The following is a 21,274-nucleotide window of genomic DNA, read 5'->3' as shown; positions in this document are numbered from 1 at the left end:
TTAGGTGTAATTTTCGATTTCTTTTCTTAGTGTTTGTAGCGCCTTGGTCATTTCCGCTTCTACGGTCTTTATGGACAAGGAGAGACTGGAGGCTATCTCAGCGTATTTCATTCCTTCGAAGCGGTGCATCTGAAAGATCCGGAGGCGGCGTTCGGGCAATTTACCTAATGCCCGGTTGACCAAGGATCGCAATTCTTTGTACTCAAGTTGATCTTGCGGGGTATACGATTCGGATTCAGGATTCTCTCCGGCTGAGACCGTATTCCGGTATCGGTATCGTACTTCCCGATGCTCCAGATATTGTAAGGACCGGTTCCGGGTAGCTCCATAAAGGTAGTTCTTGATGGAACGTAAGATCGAAAAAGATTCTCTTTCCTTCCAGAATACATAAAACAAGTCCTGAACGATCTCCTCCGCAACTTCCCGTTCTCCGGTTATACTAGTTGCGTACAGGCAAAGAGGGGTATAATAAAGCCTGAAAATACTCTCGAATACTTTAACATCCCCTTCCTTGATCTTTTTGAGTACGAACAAATCCATAATAATTGGTTTCAACAGATAATTGATAATGGACAAAGATAATGATTTGTCCGTATCATTGTTGATAGTATACACTTACACGGTCAATTATTATGTTGCTTCTTTAATTTATGTACCGCATTCTCCAAGGACTCGGTAGGCTCGATAATGTTGTATGCTCCCCAGAAGTTCTCGTCGGCGAAGTCCGATACCTTGTCGGATAGAGATTGATCCGCTTTAAAAGATATCCGGTAGGGGATGGAGTTGTTTTGTTCTTTACCGTCGGTAACGACCATCTCGGATACGATCGTGTAGTTGGTAGAGAAAAGTTTTCGTTTCCAATCGCATTTAAAACGCACCTCATTGCGGATATAACTCAGATGGCTCATACCGTCATGTTCTTTGTAAGTTACGAGGAAAGCTACCTCTACGGGTTTAAATCGCAAGCCAAAAGGCTTTTTGCGAAGGATGGCCTCAGTAGCCTTATTTCGGTCATCCATGCTGAGGGCGAATTCTGCACGGCTAAAGGAAAGCCGTGCTTTATCGATATACAATTTACCGTAATATAAGGCGTAAGGCAAGATCGCTTGAGGCTGGAAATTGATTACGTAATGCGGCCGGTCGTTTAACATCACGCTTTCTTCCATACGGAAGGCGTAATAAGGTAAGACATTCGGGTCGAGCAATAAATCCGGATTCTTCACCACATCCACGTAAACGGATAGATTCGGGCCTCCCAATAATTTCACGGCTAATGTATCGCTAGCCTTCTGGCTCAACAATTTGCGTCCCTTATAGATCTGTACTCGATCCCGTTCCACGCTCCTGTCCTTATAGGGAGTTTTGTAAATATCGATAATCGCTTCAGAGATATTGATGTAGCGACGTCCTTTTTGTGCGGTCTCCCGGTAGAATCCGGTAAGCATGCTACCTGTGGCAATGTAATTCTTATTTACTTTCTCAATCGCCTCTTCTACGATATATCGAGGATCCCCGGCTCGGATAATGACTTCGCTGAGCGTATTTATGTTTGGCTCGAGTAATACCGTGCATTCCGATATGTCCTTATCGTTCACGGGGATCAAGCCATTCAAATATCCGATATGCGATACTTCTACTTGCCTGGCACGGAGGATTCTTTTTACCTTGATAGAGAACTCACCATCATTATTGGTGATCGTCCCCACATTGGTTCCCGGAATAGAGATATTTACGTATTCCAGTTTTTTTCGTGTTTGCTTGTCTTTTACTACACCGCTGACAGTGATAAACTCATCGTCTGTGCTATCCTGTGCCTTTATGGAGGTTACACCGCAGGCCAACAGTATCATCAGGATAAATCCCATAGTTTGTCTACAGAACGCTTTCATATTTGTATTTTTTAATGGTAAATAATCACTTTGTACTTATATGATCGCTCAGGAAAGAAATACCCTATGGAATTTATCAAAAAATCACACAGCCTTTTGTCCGGGTCGCAATGTCAACATTTCTTTAGGTATCGCTTTCTTGATGCTCTCTATTAAGATACCCGCTATGGTATGTCGGATAAAGTCTTTACGGGTAACAAATACAATCTCCCGTGTCGGCTTGGGAATGGCGAACGGACGTACTAATTCTTTCTGCTCTTTACTCAATTGCAGGGTAGCTAATTCCGGGATGAATGTAATGCCATTACCGCTTTCCACCATACGCATAAAAGTCTCTAAGCTGCCCAAACGGTAAGCGGCTTGGCGAATCTTCACCTTCTCCATCCGGCAGAAACGCATCAGCTGGTCACGGAAGCAATGCCCCTCGTCCAGTAGCCACAACCGCTCGTCGTTGATGTCGGCGGTACGGATCAAATCCTTTTTGAAGACAGATTCATTGTGAGCTACGTATCCGAAGAATTGCTCATAATATAATAGGTCTCCTTGTAAATAGGATTCTGTGGGTTGGTTCGCTATGATAGCGGCATCGATTTCCCCGTTTTGCAGGGCAGTCATGGTGGGAGCGGTTTTCATTTCCAGCATACGGATATCAAGGTCTGTATGCTTTTCCGATAATTGCTGGAAAAAGCGAGGTAACAAATAAGGGGCGATAGTCGGTAGCACCGCTAAGCGGAACGTACCTTTCAGCGACTGTTCCTCCTCGTTCACGATATCTTTGATAAGGGAAGCTTGATAGAGGACATTTCTCGCTTGCTCGATAACCTTACGTCCGGCAGGTGTGGGGCGAACGGGTTGCAGGTTTCGGTCGAACAATTTAATACCTAGCTCGTCTTCCAGTTTTAGGATCATCATACTCAATGTCGGTTGTGTCACCCTACAATGCTCTGCTGCCTTTGCGAAATGACGATAAGTATCCACCGCTAGGATATATTCGAGTTGTTGTATATTCATAGTACTTAATTTTACAAGCGTTAGAAATTAATAAAGACAAACTTAATGAAAATCTTCGAATGTCCATTAAACTTTCGTGGAAAAATGGAGAACAGCCTATTCAGCCTATTCAACTTGTGATTGCAAAAAGTAAAAACAGGTGATTCATTGCGATTGGAGAAAGCCGGAATCTCTTCCGGCTTTCTCCAATCGATATTTATGCTTTGCAACATACTTAACGCTTTTTTACATATTTCGTGTCTTGTTTAAATTCATCACTGCTATATTTGATTCAAATCTGAAATGCAATTTCAAATATGAAAAACACGCTGCCAAATACGGAAAAAGTGGACGAGAACTACAAAGTGCCTAATTTAGAGAAGGGCATAGCGGTTCTTGAGTACCTTTCCTTGCGGCCGGCGGGGGAAGCATTGCAAGATATTAAGTTGGCGCTCGATATATCGCAAACTACGGCCTATCGTATTTTGAATACATTGGTGCGGCTGGAATACCTCAATTTCAGTGAAGACACGAAACGCTATAAACTTTCCCGAAAATTGTTGACTCTTGGTTTCAGATCCTTGAATGAACACAATCTCTTAGAGACCGTCTTGCCTCATCTGCGCGATTTACGTGATCAGGTGAAAGAGACCGCTTGCTTTGGGGTCTTGGGAGATGAGAAAGGAATTTTTATCGAACAAGCGCAAGGCCATCATACGTTTCGTTTCGTCCTGTCACCGGGAAAGCCGTTTGAGCTGCATTGCTCGGCTCCAGGAAAGGCGATTATGGCTTATTTGCCGAAGACGGTGCGAGATCGCTACCTGTCCTATATGACGTTTACACGGTATAATTCCCGGACGATCACTTCTCGCGAGGCTTATCTGGAGGAGCTGGGTAAGGTCGGCAAGCTGGGATATGCCATGGATAATGAGGAGGAGTTAAGCGGTGTGATCTGCGTAGGTGCCCCGATCTTTAATTATACGGGATATCCTTGTGGGGCGATCTGGATCTCCGGTCCGAAAGACCGCTTATCGAAAGAAGTGGTAAAAAATACGGTGAAGGTGATCAAGGGGGTTGCCGGGTTGATTTCAAATGAACTGGGATTTAGAAAATAAGGAATGCAAAATATACCATGAATATGCGAAGATACTTGATAAAAAACTCATTGGTGGCTTGTCTTGCCGGCTGTTGCGTTTCTATCGCTTCCGCCGGCGACCCACCTTTCTTTACTACGGATGCCGTATTGAACGCAAAGGGGGAGCTATTAATGACTCAGAAAGGAACGAGACATCTGGATATCTTTTCAGTGGACGGTAAGAGCTTGCTCCGTTCGTTTCCGTTGGATGAGACCCCGACCGGTTTGCTTCCGGATGGGGATAAGGTGTATGTGACGACCTTCGAGAAGACCGGCCGTTTACAAGTACTTTCCTTGGAATCGGGTAGGGTGGAATCGGCCATACCGACGGGATCGGGAGCCTGCCATCCGATGTTCGGACCGGATAAGAAACATATATATGTATGTAATCAATTCGATAATTCGGTGGTTGAGGTAGATCCGGTGATGCGCAAGGTCGTCCGGAGCGTGAGAGTGTTGCGTGAACCTAAATCTGCGGTATTCAGCAAGGATGGTAAATACATGTTTGTCACAAATTTCTTGCCCTCGCAACGGGCGGACGTTGATGTGGTGGCTGCTTGCGTATCGGTAATCGAGATGGATGGGTTTACGAAAGTGAGGGATATCCAATTGGCGAATGGTAGCAACGCCTTACGAGGGATCTGTATCACGCCGGATGGGAAATATATATATGTATCTCACAACTTGGGACGATTCACGGTGCCTACTTCCCAACTTCAACAAGGTTGGATGAACACGAGTGCTTTCAGCGTGATTGATGTGGCGAAGCAGGAATTTGTTGGGGCGGTATTGGTGGATGAGCCGGATCGTGGCGCTGCCGGCATCTGGAGTATCGATTGCGATGACAAGCATATCTTTATCACGCATAGCGGTACACATGAGGTGAGCGTGATCGATCATCCGGCGATGTTGGCGAAGTTTGAGTCTTATGAGGATAAAAGCCGTCTGGATTATGACTTGAATTTCTTGTATGGACTTCGTGAGCGAGTACCTTTACAAGGGAACGGGCCCCGCAATTTTGTATTCTCGGGTGATAAATTGATAATTCCTACTTATTTCGCCGATATCCTGAATACTGTCGATATAAATACATTGGAAGTAACGGCTACCGACATGAATCCGGGTCGTACGGAAACGCCGGAAAACAAGGGTGAGAAGTACTTTAATGACGCGAATCATTGCTATCAAGGTTGGCAAAGTTGTAACGGTTGCCATCCGGGGGATGCCCGTACGGACGGAATGAACTGGGACTTGATGAATGACGGGGTCGGTAACTCGAAGAATTGTAAGAGCATGTTGTATTCGCATGTGACTCCCCCTAGCATGATTTCGGGTGTTCGCGAGAGCGCGGAATATGCGGTACGTGCCGGTTTTAAGTTTATCCAGTTTTTCGAGCCGGAAGAGGAAATGGCGAAATGTGTGGACGCTTATGTAAAATCCTTGCGTCCGGTGCCTAGCCCGTATTTAGTAAATGGGGAATTATCGGATAAGGCGAAAGAGGGAAGAAAGGTATTTGAGAACCTGAAATGTGGCGAGTGTCATAGCGGCCCTTATTATACGGATATGAAGATGCACCGTATCGGCGAGGATATAGAATTTGAGAAAGGGTGGGATACTCCTACTTTGATTGAGGTTTGGCGCACGGCTCCTTATCTGTTTGATGGGCGTGCGGCTACCATAGAAGAGGTATTCGAGGTTTATAAGCATGGCATTGATAAAAAGGTCTCCAAGAAAGATATCGAGGCATTAACGGAATATGTAAACTCCTTGTAAAATAAAAGGATATGAATTATTGTGAGAAAATACATTATACGATATTAAACACCGAGCCGGCTCTGTTTGCGGTTATGGTGGACGATCTATTGTCTCAGTTACCTCAAAACGAGGTGATCATGAGGCTGGCCTTTTTCGGTACTCCGGGTACAAATGAGGAATACGTGACACGCCGAGTTTTGTTGCGGGAGAAGATCCGTCGGTATTATGGGAATTGCGAGCCGGCTTTGAGCTATGTATCCCAACCACCGTTGAACGCTCCTTTGCTGATGGAGGTACATAGCTATGTGCCCGATGCGCAGGATCGGATTACTTTCCGTCATTATCAAGGTGTCCCTTATGTCTTGTTGGAGAATGCCTCGGGGCGTTTTCTTTTTGCCGGCGGCTTTCAAGGGGATGTACTTCATTTTGGTATCGAGCCTCAATCGGTGGAAGCTTTCCGGTTGTTAGGGGATGTGCTTCGTCGGGAGGGCTTTCCGTTGAGTAGCATTATCCGTCAGTGGAATTATATCGAGCGTATAACTGCTTTCGACGGCCAGGACCAGCATTACCAAGCGTTTAATAACGCACGGTCTGATTTTTATAGTAAAACGGAATGGACGAATGGATACCCTGCCGCTACGGGTATCGGGGCGAATCTGGGAGGAGTCTTGATCGATGTGGATGCGGCCGTGTTTACTACTCCGGACGCTTTCGCCACGCCGATCGACAATAAGTTGCAGGTGGCCGCCCATGCGTATTCGGAGCAAGTGCTGGAAGTCGCCAGGCAAAAGAAGACAACCCCTAAGTTCGAGCGTGCCAAGAGCATGACTTTTCAGGATCGCAAATTGATTTATATCTCTGGTACGGCCGCTATCCGGGGTGAGGAGAGTTTGAAGGAAGCTGGCTTGGAATGCCAGCTACGGATCACGATGGAAAATATAGCGGAACTGATCGCTGACGCTAAATTGGTTAAGTTACGAGTCTACTTGAAGAATAAATCCGACTACAAGGAGGCCGAGCGTTTGATGAATACCTACGGATTGAATATCCCGATCTCTTATATGTGGGCCGACGTTTGCCGGGATGAGTTGCTGATCGAGATCGAGGGAATAGCGATACGTTGAAACAAATAGTACTAACAAATTATACACAAAAACAAATGAGAAGAGGTTTAAACATGAAAATGGCGGCTATTGGATTGGTGTTGGCATCTATGGTCGCATGTACGGGAAAAACAACGACAGACGCTACTTGTTGCGCCGCTAACGGGGAGGGTAATTGTCCGGAAGGAACTTGCCGCAAAGAATGTACGAACGCATGTAATACTAACAATCAAAAAAATAAAGCAATGGTTTATTCAAAGAAGTACACGAACGCCGATTTTTATAAGGACGGCAAGTTTCAACAAAATGTCGCTGTGGAAGCGATGAAAGATATGTTCGCTTTCTATGATGTTCCTTTCACGGAGTTGATGGCGAAAGATATGTGGGTGACCGACTTTGGTTTGGGTGATTTCGAAAATGTAGGTATGGGTGGTATTTTCTGGATCAACGATCCGGAGTATAAGTATTTCGCTCACGCTATCTATCTGTTGCCGGGCCAGATGATTCCGGAACATGCCCACGTAAAGACGGACTTTCCGGCTAAACACGAGTCTTGGATGGTAGAGAAGGGTTGGGTATACAACTTCTCCGAGGTAGGTGACGAGACTCCGGACGCTCCGGCTATCCCCGCCGGGCACGGGCCGATCAAGAGTAAGAACTTCGTGGTTCAGAAGGTAGGTGACGTATTACGCCTGAAGAAATTGGAGACATTCCACTTTATGATGGCAGGCCCGGAAGGCGCTATCGTAGATGAGTGGGCATGCTATCACGACAACGCTGGTTTACGTTTCACGAACCAAAAGGCCGCTTTATAAAAAACTCTAGAGTTATGCTTCGTAATCCTAAGGATCGCTAATCGTGATCCTTAGGATCTCAATAAACAACCTTCTAAATTTAAATAATACATGAATAAATACTATACAATGGTATCACTCTTGTTGTCGACTTCTCTTCTTGTTTCGGCGGGTCCGAAGCAAAAGAAGGCGGATAACTGGATTGACGCCTCAGTTAAACAAAAGTCTGATCTTCGTGCCTCCTTGGTGAAGGCGAACATGCCGATCCTGTCGGCTTGGATCAAGGCGAAGCAGAAGGCTGTCCCGATGTCCGCCGATTTGACAGGTTTGGACCAGTTGGTACTTGTTACGGCCGCCGGACCGGATGGAACGGATTGGGATTGGGGTACATGGGCGAACGCCCGTTTAATCAAGGCGGACGGCAGTTCGGTTTGGTTGGATGAGTTAGATCCTGATTATTGGGTCTCCGGCTCGGGCAGCATCCGTAAGAATACGGATTTGTACGGGAATCCTTTGTTGATCGGCGGTAAGAAATACGACCATAGCGTATTATGCCATGCCAATGGCGTGATGGTGTACAATATCAACAAGGAATATGTACGCTTTGAGGCTGAGGTGGGTTTGTCTGATCAGTCAACGGTAGGCAGTGTGTTTTTCCGTATCATGAATGTTTTCCCGAAGGAGGAGGCCGCACGTTTGCTGGCCGATTACCCGAAGGAACTGGGCGCCTTAAACGCAAATATCGATGGATTGGAGAATTGGTTGACCGCCGGTGACGCTTCCGCTGAGCGTGAGATTGTCTTGAACCTGGCTTCCCGTCTGAAGGACTCCGCATATGTAAAGGACGCTGTCAAGCAAATCGAGGCGGAGAAAGATATTGATACGCAGATTCGTGAATATTTGAGACTCTATGAGAAAACCCAACGTATTTGTAATTTGCAAAGCGACTTGAGTTGGTTGAATATGGAGGCGATTCGTCTGGCTTTCAATGATATGAAAAAATTGAAAGGTTTCGATGCCGCCAAGTATCAACCGGTCTTGGATGAGCTGGAGCAGCAGGTAAAGAAAGGGTTCGACAATATCTATAGCGGCGATGAGGCTGCTTTGTCCAACGCCGAGAAAGCGCTCGCCAACAAGCGTACGATCTTGCTGGCGAACCCGTTCCTAGACGGTGATAAAATCTTGGCGGCCCGCTTTAAGTTGGGTGTGAACGCTCATAAGGCGATGGCCCCAGATTTAGGTACGCAGGGCAATAACTGGAGCAACCAAGAGTCCGCCCGCCGTATGGGATTCGACGCCGATATTGTGGAGTTAAGCAATTTACGTGGGGAGGATGTACAGGTACGGTCGATCTATAAACCGGGAAATGGCTCCTCTATCGCCGACTTGCGGATGCATTGGGAGGGCGATCGTGCGATGTTTACCCAGACGATGCCCGATAAGCGCTGGAATGTATTCGAGGTGAAACTGGATGGCACTGGATTTAAGCAATTGATTCACAACGAGGAGCCGGACTTGGAGTTTTATGACGGGACCTACCTGCCGGACGGACGTATCATCGCCAACTCGAATATCGGTTATCAGGGCGTGCCTTGTGTAAGCGGTGACGACCCGGTTGGCAATATGGTACTTTATACACCGGATACGAGGAACTTGCGCCGTCTGACCTTCGATCAAGACGCGAACTGGAACCCGGTGGTGATGAATAACGGCCGTGTGATGTACACCCGTTGGGAGTACACGGACCTGACGCACTATTATTCTCGCATCGTGATGAATATGAACCCGGATGGTACGGAGCAGAAGGCGCTCTATGGCAGCGGATCGATGTTCCCGAACAGCACGTTCGATATCCAGCCGTTGCCGGGGCATGGCTCCGCTTTCGTGGGAATCATCTCCGGTCACCACGGTATCGCCCGTTCTGGTCGCTTGATCGTGTTCGACCCGGCGAAAGCGCGCAAGGGTGCCGCCGGTATGGTACAGGAGATCCCGTATCGTAACCGGCCGATCGTGGAGGAGATCAAGGATGAGCTGGTAAATGGCGTATGGCCGCAGTTTATCAAACCGACCCCGTTGAATGATACCTATTTCTTGGTGGCCGCCAAATTGGATCCGCGGGATTTGTGGGGCATTTATCTGGTAGACGTATTCGATAACGTAACCTGTTTGCGCAAGGTAGAGGGTGAGGGCTATATCAGTCCAGTCGCCGTCCGTAAGACGCCGACTCCTCCGGCGATCCCGGACCGTGTAAAGTTGAATGACAAAGAGGCTACGGTCTTTATCCAGGATATCTACGAGGGCGAGGGTCTGAGAGGCATCCCCCGGGGTACGGTCAAGTCGCTTCGTCTGCACGCCTATGAGTATGCTTACGTGAAAACTACCTCCGATCATAATTGGCATGGAATCCAGTCCGGTTGGGATATCAAGCGCATGTTGGGTACGGTTCCGGTGGAAGAGGATGGCTCCGCCATCTTCAAGATCCCGGCGAATACACCGATCTCTATCCAACCGTTGGATAAGGATGGAGTAGCTATCCAGTGGATGCGTAGCTGGTTGACCGGTCAGCCGGGTGAGGTGGTCTCTTGTATCGGTTGCCATGAGGATCAGAACCAGATTCCTATCCCGAAACGCGTGATGGCTTCGCGGAGAGCCCCTCGTGCGCTGACTCCCCCGGAGGGCGGTGTCCGTTCGTTCACGTTCGATCTGGAGATCCAGCCGATCTTGGACCGTGCCTGTATCGCCTGCCATACCGGAGAGGGCAAGGCTTTCGACTTGCGCGGGGGCAAGAAGGATAAACTGGGGTATGGCACTTCTTACCTAAATCTGCATCCGTATGTGCACCGTCAAGGTGGCGAGGGCGATATGGTGGTTCTTCAACCGTATGAGTATCATCCGAACACGAGTGAGCTGGTTCGGATGTTGAAGAAAGGACACTTTAACGTGCGACTGACGGACAAGGAGTGGAGGACCCTGTATAACTGGATCGATTACAATGCCCCGGATAAGGGCTATTTCAATGCGAACGTACTTCCGAAGGAGATCATCCCGTATCAAGGCTTCGACCAGATCAAGCGTCGTAAAGAATTGACGGATAAGTACGCAAATGGCGCGGGCGCAGATTGGAAGAAAGAAATCGCCGATTATGCCGCATACTTGAAGGGTAAAGGCGAGATCCAGCCGGAGATGCCGGAGAAATTGGCTCTCGCCAAGGAAAAAGAGCTGAAGGTGAAAGGCTGGCCTTTCGACGCAGACCGTGTCAAGGCGATGCTGGCCGGCGAGAAGGAGATTCGTAAGGAGATCGAGTTGGCCCCGGGTATCCGGATGGCATTCGTCCGCGTACCGGCCGGACAATTCGTGATGGGCAGCTACCGCGGGCAATCCGATACGCGTCCGACGGCGAAGGTGAAGATCGACAAGGCTTTCTGGATGGGTGAGCTGGAGGTTACGAACGAGCAATTCAACGTGATCTTCCCGGATCACGACAGCCGCTTCGTGGATCAGCAATGGAAGGATCACGTCGTTCAGGGATATCCCGCCAACAAGCCGGAGCAACCGGTGATTCGTGTAAGCTACGATGATGCTATGGCGTATTGCAGGAAGCTGAGCGAGAAGACCGGCCTGAACATCACGCTCCCGACCGAGGCGCAATGGGAATGGGCCTGCCGCGCCGGTAGCGATCGGGATTTCTGGTATGGCGACATGAACGCTGACTTCGGCAAGAAGGACAACCTGGCCGATGCGACCACGCTCCTGTTTGCCGTAAGCGGCATCGACCCGCAGCCGATGCCCAAGACCTCTTTCTGGTACAAGTACTACACGTTCTTGCCGAAAGAGGAGGGCGTGGACGACGGCAACCTGGTCCAAGTGGGTGGCAAGCCGTATGAGGCGAATCCGTTCGGCTTGTATTGCATGCACGGTAACGTGGCGGAATGGACTCGTTCCGATTACCTGCCTTATCCCTACAACGGGAAATCGAAAGAGGTATCCGAGTACAAGGTGGTTCGAGGCGGCTCGTATATCGAGCGGCCGAAGTTCTCCACGGCTTATACCCGTAAGGGCTATTATCCGTACCAGCGCGTGTTCAACGTGGGTTTCCGGGTGATTATCGAAGACTAGTCCGTTTTTAACATTTATTACGCGGGGGTGTGTCCCCTCAGGCAGGCACCTAGATGCTCCCTTAGTCAGGCATAGGGGTGTCTCCCCAGGCAGAGGCGTGATACCCATGGTTCACGCCCCCGCGTCATACCCTAAAACAGAGATTCCGTAAATGAAAGTAATGAGCAAATACATCTCTTCCACTGCGACGACGATCGCCCTGCTGGCGGTCTACGCCTTCGGCCTGGCCGCCGCGACCTTTATAGAGAAGTATCACGGTACCGCCGTCGCCAAGACGATGGTTTACTATTCCCCTCTTTTTCTCTTGCTCCAATTCCTATTGGTAGCCAATTTCGCGGCTGTCGTTATCCGGCGCCGGCTGCTCGAGCGGCGCAGGTGGGGGATGATAGTCACCCATGCCGCCTTTGTGGTCATCCTTTTGGGCGCCCTGGTTTCCCACCTTTCCGGCGAGGAAGGGATCCTTCACCTGCGCGAGGGAGAATCCAATGATCGCATCATGATCCGCACCTCGGGTCAGATGACTTATCATAGGCTTCCCTTTAGCGTGGAGCTCGTGAAATTTACGCTGACGTGCTATCCCGGCTCCGCCAGCCCCTCCGCCTATGAGAGCGAGCTACTGGTACATGTGGATGGACAGACCCGCCATGCCCGGGTATACATGAATAATGTGCTGGACGTGAAAGGTTATCGCTTCTTCCAGGCCTCCTATGACCCCGATGAGCGAGGGACGGTGCTTTCCGTGAACCGGGATGTGGCTGGGAGGACCATCACATATACCGGCTATGCAATTTTAGGGATCGGCTTTATACTCTGCTTGGTAGGGAAAGACTCCCGCTTCACGCAGTTAAGCCGCCAGTTGAATGACTTGGGGGCGCCCGCCCGTAAGACGGCCCTGCTCGCTGCGCTCCTTCTATCCGTGGGAGGCGCACGGGCGCAAGATGCGGTCGCTCCCGACATGCGGGAGACCCTGTGGAAATATGCGGTAAGCCCGGAACACGCCGCCAAGTTCGGTGCGCTGCCGATCCAGTCGGTAAGCGGGCGCATGATGCCGATCAATACCTTCTCTTCCGAGGTGCTGCGAAAGTTGCACAAGTCGGATCGGTTCGGCCCGTTGAACTCGGATCAGTTCCTGTTGAGCGTCCTGGCCCTGCCGGATATGTGGATCCGGGTACCGTTTATCGCTTTGTCGAACAGTGAACTGGCCGGTTATTACGACCTTACGGATAAGGCGTGTGCCTACGGAGAGGTATTCGATAGCCGCGGACACTATAAATTGCAAGCGAAGCTGGACGAGGCCTACAATAAGATGCCGGCGGAGCGTACCCGCTTCGACAAAGACTTGATCAAGCTGGATGAGCAGGTAAACATCTTCCATCAATTGATCAATTACCGGATGTTGAATCTTTTCCCGAAGGCGGACGATCCGGATCGCAAATGGTATGCGCCGGGCGATGACTTGTCGGTGTTCTCCGGGAAAGACTCCCTGTTCGTCACCCGCATCATGGGCTGGTACCTGTCGGAGGTGCAAGAAGCGTTGAAGAGCGGTAACTGGGAGAAGGCGGACGAGGTGGTCGGCATGATCCATACGTACCAACAAGCCAAGAACAGGGCGGTGGATATTCGTCCGGAGAAAATACAGGCCGAGATCAAATACAACCGGATGGATGTATTCCGAAGATGCGAGAAAGGCTACCTGATCCTGGGCGGCTCGCTGCTGCTCCTCGCTTTCGCGGCCTTGTTCAGGAAGGGGAGATGGATCACCTATACGATTTGGGCGTTGAGCCTGGGGATTTGTGTCGCGTTCGCCTACCATATGTATGGGATGGGGATGCGGTGGTATATCGCGGGTTACGCCCCTTGGAGCAACTCCTACGAGACGATGGTTTACGTGGCGTGGGCCACGGTACTCGCCGGGTTGTTGTTCGTACGAAGGAGTACGCTTACGTTTGCGCTGGCAACGTTATTCGGAGGGATCATCCTGTTCGTGTCCGGCTTGAGTTGGATGGATCCGCAGATCAATCCGCTGGTCCCGGTCCTGAAATCCCCTTGGCTGATGTTCCATGTGGCGGTTATCGTGGGGGCTTACGGCTTCTTCGGTATTAGCTGCCTGATCGGCCTGACCAATCTGGCGATGATGAGCGTAGGCGGGGAGAGGAATGTCCTGACGCTCAAAGAGCGGGTACGGGAATTGAGTATCGTGAACGAGATGTCGCTTTGGATCGGGCTGGCCTTGATGTCGATCGGTACTTTCCTGGGAGCGATCTGGGCGAATGAGTCGTGGGGGCGTTATTGGGGCTGGGACCCGAAGGAGACGTGGGCGTTGATCACGATGGTGCTCTACGCGATCGTGACGCACCTTCGCCTGATACCGAGATGCAACAACCTGTGGCTGTTTAATCTCACGTCTGTCCTGGCCTTCTATTCGGTGCTGATGACCTTCTTCGGCGTGAATTATTTCTTGAGTGGCATGCACTCTTACGGCCAGAATGACAACGTGAACGGGATATTTGTTTATCTTTATCTGTCGATTCTCCTCGTAGGAGGAGTCGGCTTTGTATCGTATCGGAAGAGAACGAGTTTTAATAATATAATTGTCTAACTGTAAATTGAATAGATCATGAGAACATTTAATCATGTAGGAATTGTCACTACGGAGAGTAAAGAAGGCGCGGTTTATAACGAAGGCCTGGGTGTATGGTTGACGGATTACGGCAAGAGCCCGAACCGGATCGAGTTCTTGAAGTTCGAGAAAGGCAGCTGCCTGCCGGAGTTGGTACAGACCAATGGTCACATCGCTTATACGGTTCCTTGCCTGGAAAAAGAGCTGGAAGGGAAGAAGGTCATCTTTGGCCCGGCTGTTTGCGACGAACACCTGACGATCGCCTTCATTGAGGAAGAAGGCATCGCCATCGAGATCATGGAACTAAAATAATTCGTAAATCAAGACTTATAAATCGAAAGGAGGATAATACCATGTCAGACATCAAGACAAAATTCATAAATGATCCCGAGAATATCACGGCTGAGCTATTGGAAGGCTATGTATTGGCGTATCCGGATCAGGTAAAGTTGGCGGCTGAGAACATCGTCGTACGTGCCAACCCGAAAGGCAAGGATAAGGTCGCGATCGTTACCTTAGGAGGATCCGGCCATGAGCCTGCCTTGAGCGGATTCGTGGGAGACGGCATGCTGGATTGCTCCGTCGTGGGTGACATATTCGCCGCCCCGGGCGCCCAGCGTTTGTTTCAAGCATTGCAATTGATGGATCGTGAGGCGGGAATCTTGCTGGTCGTATTGAATCATTCCGGCGACGTGATGAGCGCCAATATGGCTTGCCAGCTGGCCGCTCGTAAGGGAATTAAGGTGAAGAAATTACTTACTCACGATGATATCAGCGCAGGTATCGGGGCGAATGCAGACGATCGCCGCGGCTTGGCCGGTTGTGTCCCTTTGTACAAGATATTAGGGGCCGCCGCCGAGGAAGGGAAGTCTTTAGACGAGCTGATCGAGATCGGTGAACGCTACAATGAACATGTGGCTACCTTGGCTGTCGCTATGCGTTCTTGCACGCATCCCCAAAACGGAGGTACGATCACGGACCTTCCCGAGGGTGTCATGGAGATTGGCATGGGTCAACATGGCGAAGGTGGCGGTGGACAGAAACCGCTAGTATCTGCCGATGATACGGCGGCGGAGATGGTAGACCTGCTTTGCCAGCAGTTACAGCCGAAAGCCGGCGACAAGATGCTGCTGATCATTAACGGTGTAGGCGCTACTACCCATATGGAGTTGAACATCATCTTCCGCAAGGCTTATAAAGAGTTGGAGGCTCGCGGCTTGCAGGTGGTGGTAAGCCGTATCCAAGAGATCTTGACCGTACAGGAGCAAGCCGGATTCCAGATGATCATGGCGATCTTGGATGAGGATCATATCGATTATTTGAATAACAAACGTGCGGACGCACCCTATTGGACAACCCTAGGTAAATAAACAATACATACATGGAACAACTGACCATCGAGGCCTTCAAGGCCATGTTAGACAATGCGCTGAAACAGATCAAGGCACGTGAGGAGGAATTCTCTAAATTGGATGCCGTAATCGGGGATGGTGATCATGGCACCGCTATCGTCGCCGCCATGGCTGCCGTGAACAAGAGCGCTCAGTCCGGAACGGAGTTCAAGCAAATGCTTGGTGATATGGGTATGGACGTGATGATGGAAGTGAGCGGATCGACCAGTACCTTGCTCGGCGCTTTCTTCTTGGGAATGAGCGATCATGCCGAGGGAACCGCGTTGGATGCCGCGGGTGTGAAAGCGATGTTCGCCGGTGGCTTGGCGAATGTACGACAACAGACCCAAGCGAAACGAGGCGACAAGACGATGATGGATGCCTTGATCCCGGCGGTGGAGGCTATGCAGGCTTGTACGTCGGATGATATCAAGGAGGTTCTCAACGCCGGCGCTAAAGCGGCGCTTGAGGGAGCGGAGTCTACGGTATCGATGAAAGCTAACTTTGGGCGTGCCCGCAACTACGGTGAGCGTTCGATCGGTTTCGCCGATAGTGGGGCTACTTCTTGGAGCTGCATGTTCGCCTCTTTCGCGGAGGCGCTATAAAATAGGCAAGCGTGAGAGGGGGCATGCCCCCCTCTCCGCGAAAATGTAATCATATAATGAATAATAAGTATGGCAGATTTAGATGATTTGAGAGAGGGTGCGGACTTCGGTTTAGGCATCAGTCGTGAGAACCAGTGTTTCCATGTGAAGGGAGCCGAGAACTTACCTTGGGGTATGAAGGATCGTTTATCCCGTATCTTCAACCCGAAGACAGGCAAGGCGGTTATGCTTGCTTTTGACCATGGTTTCATCATGGGGCCGACTTCCGGTTTAGAGCGTATCGACCTGAATATCGTTCCTTTGATCGAATACGCGGATTGTTTGATGTGTACCCGCGGTATCCTGCAATCTACGATCCCGGCGAATACGACGAAACCGATTTGTCTTCGTTCGGACGCCGGAACGTCTATCCTTACGGATCTGAACGATAATGTATTGATCGATATAGAGGACGCTATCCGTATGAATGTCTCCGCCATGGCGGTTATGTTGGCGATCGGCGACGATGCGCATGAGGCGAAGACAGTGGCTAACTTGTATAAGGCGGTCGATAAGGCTAGCCGTTACAATATCCCGGTAATGGGGGTTACCGCCGTTGGTAAGCAAATGGCTCGCGACGCTCGTTATTTCGGTCTGGCTTCCCGTATTTGCGCGGAGAATGGCGCTACGATCGTGAAGACCTACTATTGCGAGGGCTTCGAGAAGGTAGCAGCCGCTTGTCCGGTTCCCGTGGTAATCGCCGGTGGCAAGAAACTACCGGAGAAGGAAGCGTTGGAATTGTGCTATAACGCGATCAACGACGGCGCGGCTGGCGTGGATATGGGGCGTAATGTATTCCAAAGTACTTCTCCTGTCGCCATGATCCAAGCGGTTCACGCGGTCGTGCATCAAGGTATCACGCCCGATCAGGGATATGAGTTGTTCTGTGATTTAGCGAAATAATCCAGTCGCGGGGGTAGGGTTTGCCTGCCCCTGCTTGTTTATATAAATAACATACCATGAAAATCTATACCTTTATAGTATCCGCATGCCTGCTACTACTCGCATGTTCCTCGTGCCATGAGGCGTCACATCATCTTTTACTGGGCGGTTCCGGCTGGGACAAGATCGCCATCGTGAACAAGAACACGAAAGAAATTGAATGGGAGCATCCCTTGGAAAAAGGATGGGAATGTAACTCCGTAGCCGTTACTCCCGACCGGAATATCCTTTTTTCCTATTCGAAGGGGGCGAAGCTAATCACCCGGGATCATGAGGAGATCTGGAATATCCCCGCTCCGGAGGGGTGTGAGATGCAGACGGCCCGCGTACTTCCCAACGGTAATTATTTATTGGCGTGGTGTGGATATCCGGCAACGATCATGGAGGTGAACGCGAAAGGAGAGATCCTGTCGAAAACAGATTTCGATACCCGTATCGGGCAACCCCATGCACAATTCCGTCAAGTAAACAAGAACAAGCGGGGCAATTATTTGGTACCCTTGTTCGCTACTTCCGAGATCCGGGAAATATCCCCGTCCGGTCAATTGCTGAAAAGCGTGAAAGTAAGCGGAAATCCGTTTAGCGTGGCCGCGTTGGATAACGGCAATTACCTGGTCGCTTGCGGTGATGCCCATTGCTTCATCGAACTGAATTTCGAGACCGGAGAGGTCGTTCGCACGGTGAACGCGAACGATATAGAGGGCGCTCAGCTCTTCTTTGTCGCCCAGCTACTCCCCAAGCGGGACGGCGGTTTATATATCTGTAATTGGCAAGGACATGACGGAGAGGCGGCGAAAGGACATTTCCCGCAGTTGATCGAGATAAACCGAGCAGGGAAGATGGTCTGGGATTTGAATGATAACGCCACCTTCGGGATGATCTCTTCTATTTGTCCGATCGATTAAAGATATACTCGGATCATCGTAATTATATTCGTGCGCCTAAATTCTAAATAAGGCATGGGAATGTATTGATGAGATCCCGGACTTTACGAAGAAACATTCGATCATTTAACAGGCCCGATAAAAACAATATACTTTTATCGTTGAAACAATATACTTTTGCTGTCGGAACAATATACTTTTGTCACTGAAACAATATACTTTTACACACGAAAGTATATTGTTTTTTTTTATTAGGTAAAAGTATAAGCGTTATGACAAAGATACAACGGTTTCTGGCAGATCTGCCCGGGGAGAAGAAATCCTTGTTTATCCCCGTTTTCGGGAGCGTGGAGAAATTTTATACGGTAGTTTACTTGATCGCCCGTAATGAGCATGTCACCGATCAGGAGAAACCGGATCGGTATGAGGATCGTTTGCAAGTGATTCGCCAGATACGTAACCGGGTGGAGAAACGAGTTTCCTCGTATGGTTTGGATGGAGGGGAGATCGTAGCCGATATCGCCAGCGATTATTTTGAAGACTATGTCAATTACAAAGAGCCGGAGTTAGACATTACGAACGATGAGTTTATCGCTATCCTCCGGAAACTATAGGAGGGAGATAAATCTATTTTTATTGTGTGGGCGTACCTTTTTGATCATAGAACGTGAATAGCATTTTGTTGTACTTTTTTAACAGGATGTAAAATGAATATTGTCTATATATCAAAGATGTTTTCCCTATAATAATATTAATTATAGTTAATTTATGTAGGAATGCTTGTGCGTTAAAGGGCTTTGTGTCACAATAAAATCTATCTTTGCCGTTGAGAATGTTCAACAAGTTGATTAAAACTTGCAACTTCTTTTTTTACGGTGTTATAGGGTAATATTTAATAGTTTAATGTTTAAGCCTATGAAGGGACGTGTTTTTACGAAGGTAAAGTATGTGGTACTGTTCTTATTCGCGGTACTGATGGCTGCTTGTACAGCGGACGTGTATGATCCAAAGCCGGAGCCGGAGCCAACGCCGGAGGAGCCGGGAAACTCTTCGAACGGTATTCCCGATGATTTTGATTATTCCACTGTCGCCGAGAAAAACGTGACAGTTCATATTGAAGATGAGTATGAGGGTAAGTACTATTATACGATAGAGCTTCTCGACGCGAATCCTATTGTGGATGAAAGCGCGAAGGTCCTGATCGGAGGAAAAACCAATAAAGACACTCCATTTGAGGTGAAAGTGGTTTTCCCTAAAGCGTTGAAAGAGATATTTGTCCGTCAGATAGATCCTTATGGCTTGAAAAAGATATGGCCATTTGAGGTGAAAGAGGGAGATATGGTATGTGATCTTAAGCCGGCTAAGGCTCCAGCGACTAAATCTCTCTCTCAATTGAGAAGTGGAAGTTTTGGTCCTAAGGATGGAGATTATAACTCTAAAGATGCTACCCCTGTAAAGGATATAGGTAAGATAGAAAATGGAGGAAGATATGTGATACCTGAAGGAGAGACATTGTATGTTGAGCAGGGAGCCTCCTTTGAGAACGTCACTTTGTATGTCGAAGGTAGTTTGATATTTAAGAATGATTTTATACTAGAGAAATCTAATATATATGTTACTGGTTCTGTCACAGGTAAGGGTAAAGAGAAATTGGTATGCAAAGAGGAGTCTCAAATATTTAATAGGGGTACTATCGAAGCAAAGTTCTTGGAAATGGAGGATTCCTATATACATAATTCTTGTTTGATTGATATTGAGCAAATAGAGCTAACAAGTCCCTCTAATATTTATATAACGGATGGAGGAGCAATACTTTGTAAGCATTTCTATGTGAAGGAGGGGAAAGGCTCTTTCCATACCTGTTTGATTAACATGTCACCGAGAACCCTGTTTAAAGCGGATGGGAATGTTAATATAAAAGGAGGCTCTTTGACAATAATGGAAAATGTCATTGAGGGTTTTATTGACTTCATCTTAGGAGGTCGAGACCATGCTTTATTCGAGGCCAAAAATATAAAAAATGGTGGAGGAGGTTCTTTTAATGTATTTGGGAGAGTAGAGGTATTTGTGAAGGGAATAATAGAGTGTAACGGGAATAACTTCCCTGTAAGTCAAGACCAGCCTACTGCTCGAATCGAAAAATCACCTTGTAATAAATATACGGAATACAATCCGGATACAACCGAGCCAGATACAGATCCGACCTATGAGGAAGAAGATACTCCTTCATATACATATATGTTTGAGGATAATTGGCCCGTATTTGGTGATTATGATATGAATGATCTTGTCATGGATGTTGAGATCGCTAATACGGTTGATAAGAAAGGTGATGCGACGCATGTATCAATTACGACAACTCTTCGGGCGGTAGGCGCAACAAAAAATATTTACGCTTATGCCCAAATAGAGGCTCCGGGTGCGAATAATCAGATTATAAACTTACTTGACGGCAAAGAAGCGCATGATGCATTGGGACAAGATCGAGGTAAAATCGTTAATACATACAATTATGTTTGCGGTAGCCGGTCTTTCACGTGTGAAACCCCATTATCCGGCGTAAAAGGCCGTATCAACGCTAACAATTTAAATGTATTTATTGTATGGGGAAATCCGGATGCGGAAAAAAAATGGAATGAGATCCATTTGCCTAATTTCAGAGGTACTTCCCATGCTGCTGCTACGGGCAGTAAAGGATATAAATATGATGGTTCCGCGGAAGGAGCGGATCCGAACTATGATAATATGATGTGGGGATTAATGGTGTATACTCGTGATTTTGATTCTTATCCGAAAGAAACGATTTCCATAGCGGATGCTTATTCTGGTTTCTGGGATTGGGCTAAGTCTGGAGGACAAGCGGAGACCTCTTTGGGCTGGTATGCGAATGGAGATCCAGAGAAGCTTTACCAAGGAAAAGCACCAGAGATAGAAGAATAGATTAGCTCGGGGTTGCGTTTGGATACAAAAGGTAATAAAAACGGATTGCGGGATCTTATCCTAAGCAATCC

The 21,274-nt window shown here is 48.5% G+C and carries 16 protein-coding genes; 13 read left to right on the top strand and 3 right to left on the bottom strand.

The window, feature by feature from the left end:
- The 3 genes from G7Y39_RS05970 to G7Y39_RS05960 all read right to left on the bottom strand — a co-directional run bounded on the left by G7Y39_RS05970 (position 1) and on the right by G7Y39_RS05960 (position 2,900).
- Entirely contained in the window at positions 1–540 is a 540-nt protein-coding gene (locus G7Y39_RS05970) for an RNA polymerase sigma-70 factor (RefSeq protein WP_165156024.1), read from the bottom strand.
- Between the two features lie 83 nt (positions 541–623).
- Positions 624–1,889, bottom strand: a complete 1,266-nt coding sequence (locus G7Y39_RS05965; protein WP_165156022.1) for a carboxypeptidase-like regulatory domain-containing protein — start codon at positions 1,887–1,889, stop codon at positions 624–626.
- Between the two features lie 84 nt (positions 1,890–1,973).
- Positions 1,974–2,900, bottom strand: a complete 927-nt coding sequence (locus G7Y39_RS05960; RefSeq protein ID WP_165156020.1) for a hydrogen peroxide-inducible genes activator — start codon at positions 2,898–2,900, stop codon at positions 1,974–1,976.
- A gap of 296 nt (positions 2,901–3,196) precedes the next feature.
- Between G7Y39_RS05960 and G7Y39_RS05955 the strand changes: the two genes are divergently transcribed.
- From G7Y39_RS05955 to G7Y39_RS05895, 13 genes are all read left to right on the top strand, one after another.
- On the top strand, positions 3,197–3,994 hold the full coding sequence (locus G7Y39_RS05955; RefSeq protein ID WP_165156018.1) for an IclR family transcriptional regulator: 798 nt from the start codon (positions 3,197–3,199) through the stop codon (positions 3,992–3,994).
- A 17-nt stretch (positions 3,995–4,011) separates the two neighbouring features.
- Positions 4,012–5,787 carry a YncE family protein gene (locus tag G7Y39_RS05950; protein ID WP_165156016.1) on the top strand — a complete coding sequence of 592 codons (1,776 nt, stop codon included), beginning with the start codon at positions 4,012–4,014 and terminating at the stop codon, positions 5,785–5,787.
- 11 nt (positions 5,788–5,798) lie between these two features.
- Entirely contained in the window at positions 5,799–6,893 is a 1,095-nt protein-coding gene (locus tag G7Y39_RS05945; RefSeq protein WP_165156014.1) for a Rid family hydrolase, read from the top strand.
- Between the two features lie 35 nt (positions 6,894–6,928).
- Positions 6,929–7,687, top strand: coding sequence for a hypothetical protein (locus tag G7Y39_RS05940; protein WP_165156012.1), 759 nt, complete (start codon positions 6,929–6,931; stop codon positions 7,685–7,687).
- 108 nt (positions 7,688–7,795) lie between these two features.
- A complete protein-coding gene (locus G7Y39_RS05935; protein WP_165156050.1) occupies positions 7,796–11,782 on the top strand; it encodes an SUMF1/EgtB/PvdO family nonheme iron enzyme in 3,987 nt (1,328 codons plus the stop codon).
- A 151-nt stretch (positions 11,783–11,933) separates the two neighbouring features.
- Positions 11,934–14,381 (top strand): cytochrome c biogenesis protein CcsA, encoded by a 2,448-nt coding sequence (gene ccsA, locus G7Y39_RS05930; protein WP_165156010.1) that lies wholly within the window; start codon positions 11,934–11,936, stop codon positions 14,379–14,381.
- A gap of 18 nt (positions 14,382–14,399) precedes the next feature.
- The gene (locus tag G7Y39_RS05925; RefSeq protein ID WP_165156008.1) at positions 14,400–14,714 is read left to right on the top strand and encodes a hypothetical protein; all 315 of its coding nucleotides are present in this window, start codon (positions 14,400–14,402) and stop codon (positions 14,712–14,714) included.
- Between the two features lie 41 nt (positions 14,715–14,755).
- Complete coding sequence (locus tag G7Y39_RS05920) at positions 14,756–15,772, top strand: dihydroxyacetone kinase subunit DhaK (protein WP_165156006.1); 1,017 nt, start codon at positions 14,756–14,758, stop codon at positions 15,770–15,772.
- 11 nt (positions 15,773–15,783) lie between these two features.
- Entirely contained in the window at positions 15,784–16,398 is a 615-nt protein-coding gene (locus G7Y39_RS05915; protein WP_165156004.1) for a DAK2 domain-containing protein, read from the top strand.
- Positions 16,399–16,467: 69 nt separating this feature from the next.
- Entirely contained in the window at positions 16,468–17,340 is an 873-nt protein-coding gene (gene lsrF, locus G7Y39_RS05910; protein ID WP_165156002.1) for a 3-hydroxy-5-phosphonooxypentane-2,4-dione thiolase, read from the top strand.
- Positions 17,341–17,396: 56 nt separating this feature from the next.
- Positions 17,397–18,284 (top strand): WD40 repeat domain-containing protein, encoded by an 888-nt coding sequence (locus tag G7Y39_RS05905; protein ID WP_165156000.1) that lies wholly within the window; start codon positions 17,397–17,399, stop codon positions 18,282–18,284.
- Between the two features lie 251 nt (positions 18,285–18,535).
- Positions 18,536–18,877: a hypothetical protein gene (locus G7Y39_RS05900; protein ID WP_165155998.1), complete on the top strand. Its 342-nt coding sequence runs from the start codon at positions 18,536–18,538 to the stop codon at positions 18,875–18,877.
- A 361-nt stretch (positions 18,878–19,238) separates the two neighbouring features.
- Positions 19,239–21,203 (top strand): LruC domain-containing protein, encoded by a 1,965-nt coding sequence (locus G7Y39_RS05895; RefSeq protein WP_165155996.1) that lies wholly within the window; start codon positions 19,239–19,241, stop codon positions 21,201–21,203.
- Positions 21,204–21,274 lie beyond the last annotated feature (71 nt).

The organism is Parabacteroides sp. ZJ-118 (assembly GCF_011038785.1).
GTDB lineage: Bacteria > Bacteroidota > Bacteroidia > Bacteroidales > Tannerellaceae > Parabacteroides.
This window is presented reverse-complemented; position numbering and strand designations above follow the sequence as displayed.

What these genes read in the sequence shown, in the direction of transcription:
- G7Y39_RS05970 (WP_165156024.1), bottom strand. Translation starts at nt 540, where the DNA reads ATGGATTTGTTCGTACTCAAAAAGATCAAGGAAGGGGATGTTAAAGTA.
- G7Y39_RS05965 (WP_165156022.1), bottom strand. Translation starts at nt 1,889, where the DNA reads ATGAAAGCGTTCTGTAGACAAACTATGGGATTTATCCTGATGATACTG.
- G7Y39_RS05960 (WP_165156020.1), bottom strand. Translation starts at nt 2,900, where the DNA reads ATGAATATACAACAACTCGAATATATCCTAGCGGTGGATACTTATCGT.
- G7Y39_RS05955 (WP_165156018.1), top strand. Translation starts at nt 3,197, where the DNA reads ATGAAAAACACGCTGCCAAATACGGAAAAAGTGGACGAGAACTACAAA.
- G7Y39_RS05950 (WP_165156016.1), top strand. Translation starts at nt 4,012, where the DNA reads ATGAATATGCGAAGATACTTGATAAAAAACTCATTGGTGGCTTGTCTT.
- G7Y39_RS05945 (WP_165156014.1), top strand. Translation starts at nt 5,799, where the DNA reads ATGAATTATTGTGAGAAAATACATTATACGATATTAAACACCGAGCCG.
- G7Y39_RS05940 (WP_165156012.1), top strand. Translation starts at nt 6,929, where the DNA reads ATGAGAAGAGGTTTAAACATGAAAATGGCGGCTATTGGATTGGTGTTG.
- G7Y39_RS05935 (WP_165156050.1), top strand. Translation starts at nt 7,796, where the DNA reads ATGGTATCACTCTTGTTGTCGACTTCTCTTCTTGTTTCGGCGGGTCCG.
- ccsA (WP_165156010.1), top strand. Translation starts at nt 11,934, where the DNA reads ATGAAAGTAATGAGCAAATACATCTCTTCCACTGCGACGACGATCGCC.
- G7Y39_RS05925 (WP_165156008.1), top strand. Translation starts at nt 14,400, where the DNA reads ATGAGAACATTTAATCATGTAGGAATTGTCACTACGGAGAGTAAAGAA.
- G7Y39_RS05920 (WP_165156006.1), top strand. Translation starts at nt 14,756, where the DNA reads ATGTCAGACATCAAGACAAAATTCATAAATGATCCCGAGAATATCACG.
- G7Y39_RS05915 (WP_165156004.1), top strand. Translation starts at nt 15,784, where the DNA reads ATGGAACAACTGACCATCGAGGCCTTCAAGGCCATGTTAGACAATGCG.
- lsrF (WP_165156002.1), top strand. Translation starts at nt 16,468, where the DNA reads ATGGCAGATTTAGATGATTTGAGAGAGGGTGCGGACTTCGGTTTAGGC.
- G7Y39_RS05905 (WP_165156000.1), top strand. Translation starts at nt 17,397, where the DNA reads ATGAAAATCTATACCTTTATAGTATCCGCATGCCTGCTACTACTCGCA.
- G7Y39_RS05900 (WP_165155998.1), top strand. Translation starts at nt 18,536, where the DNA reads ATGACAAAGATACAACGGTTTCTGGCAGATCTGCCCGGGGAGAAGAAA.
- G7Y39_RS05895 (WP_165155996.1), top strand. Translation starts at nt 19,239, where the DNA reads ATGGCTGCTTGTACAGCGGACGTGTATGATCCAAAGCCGGAGCCGGAG.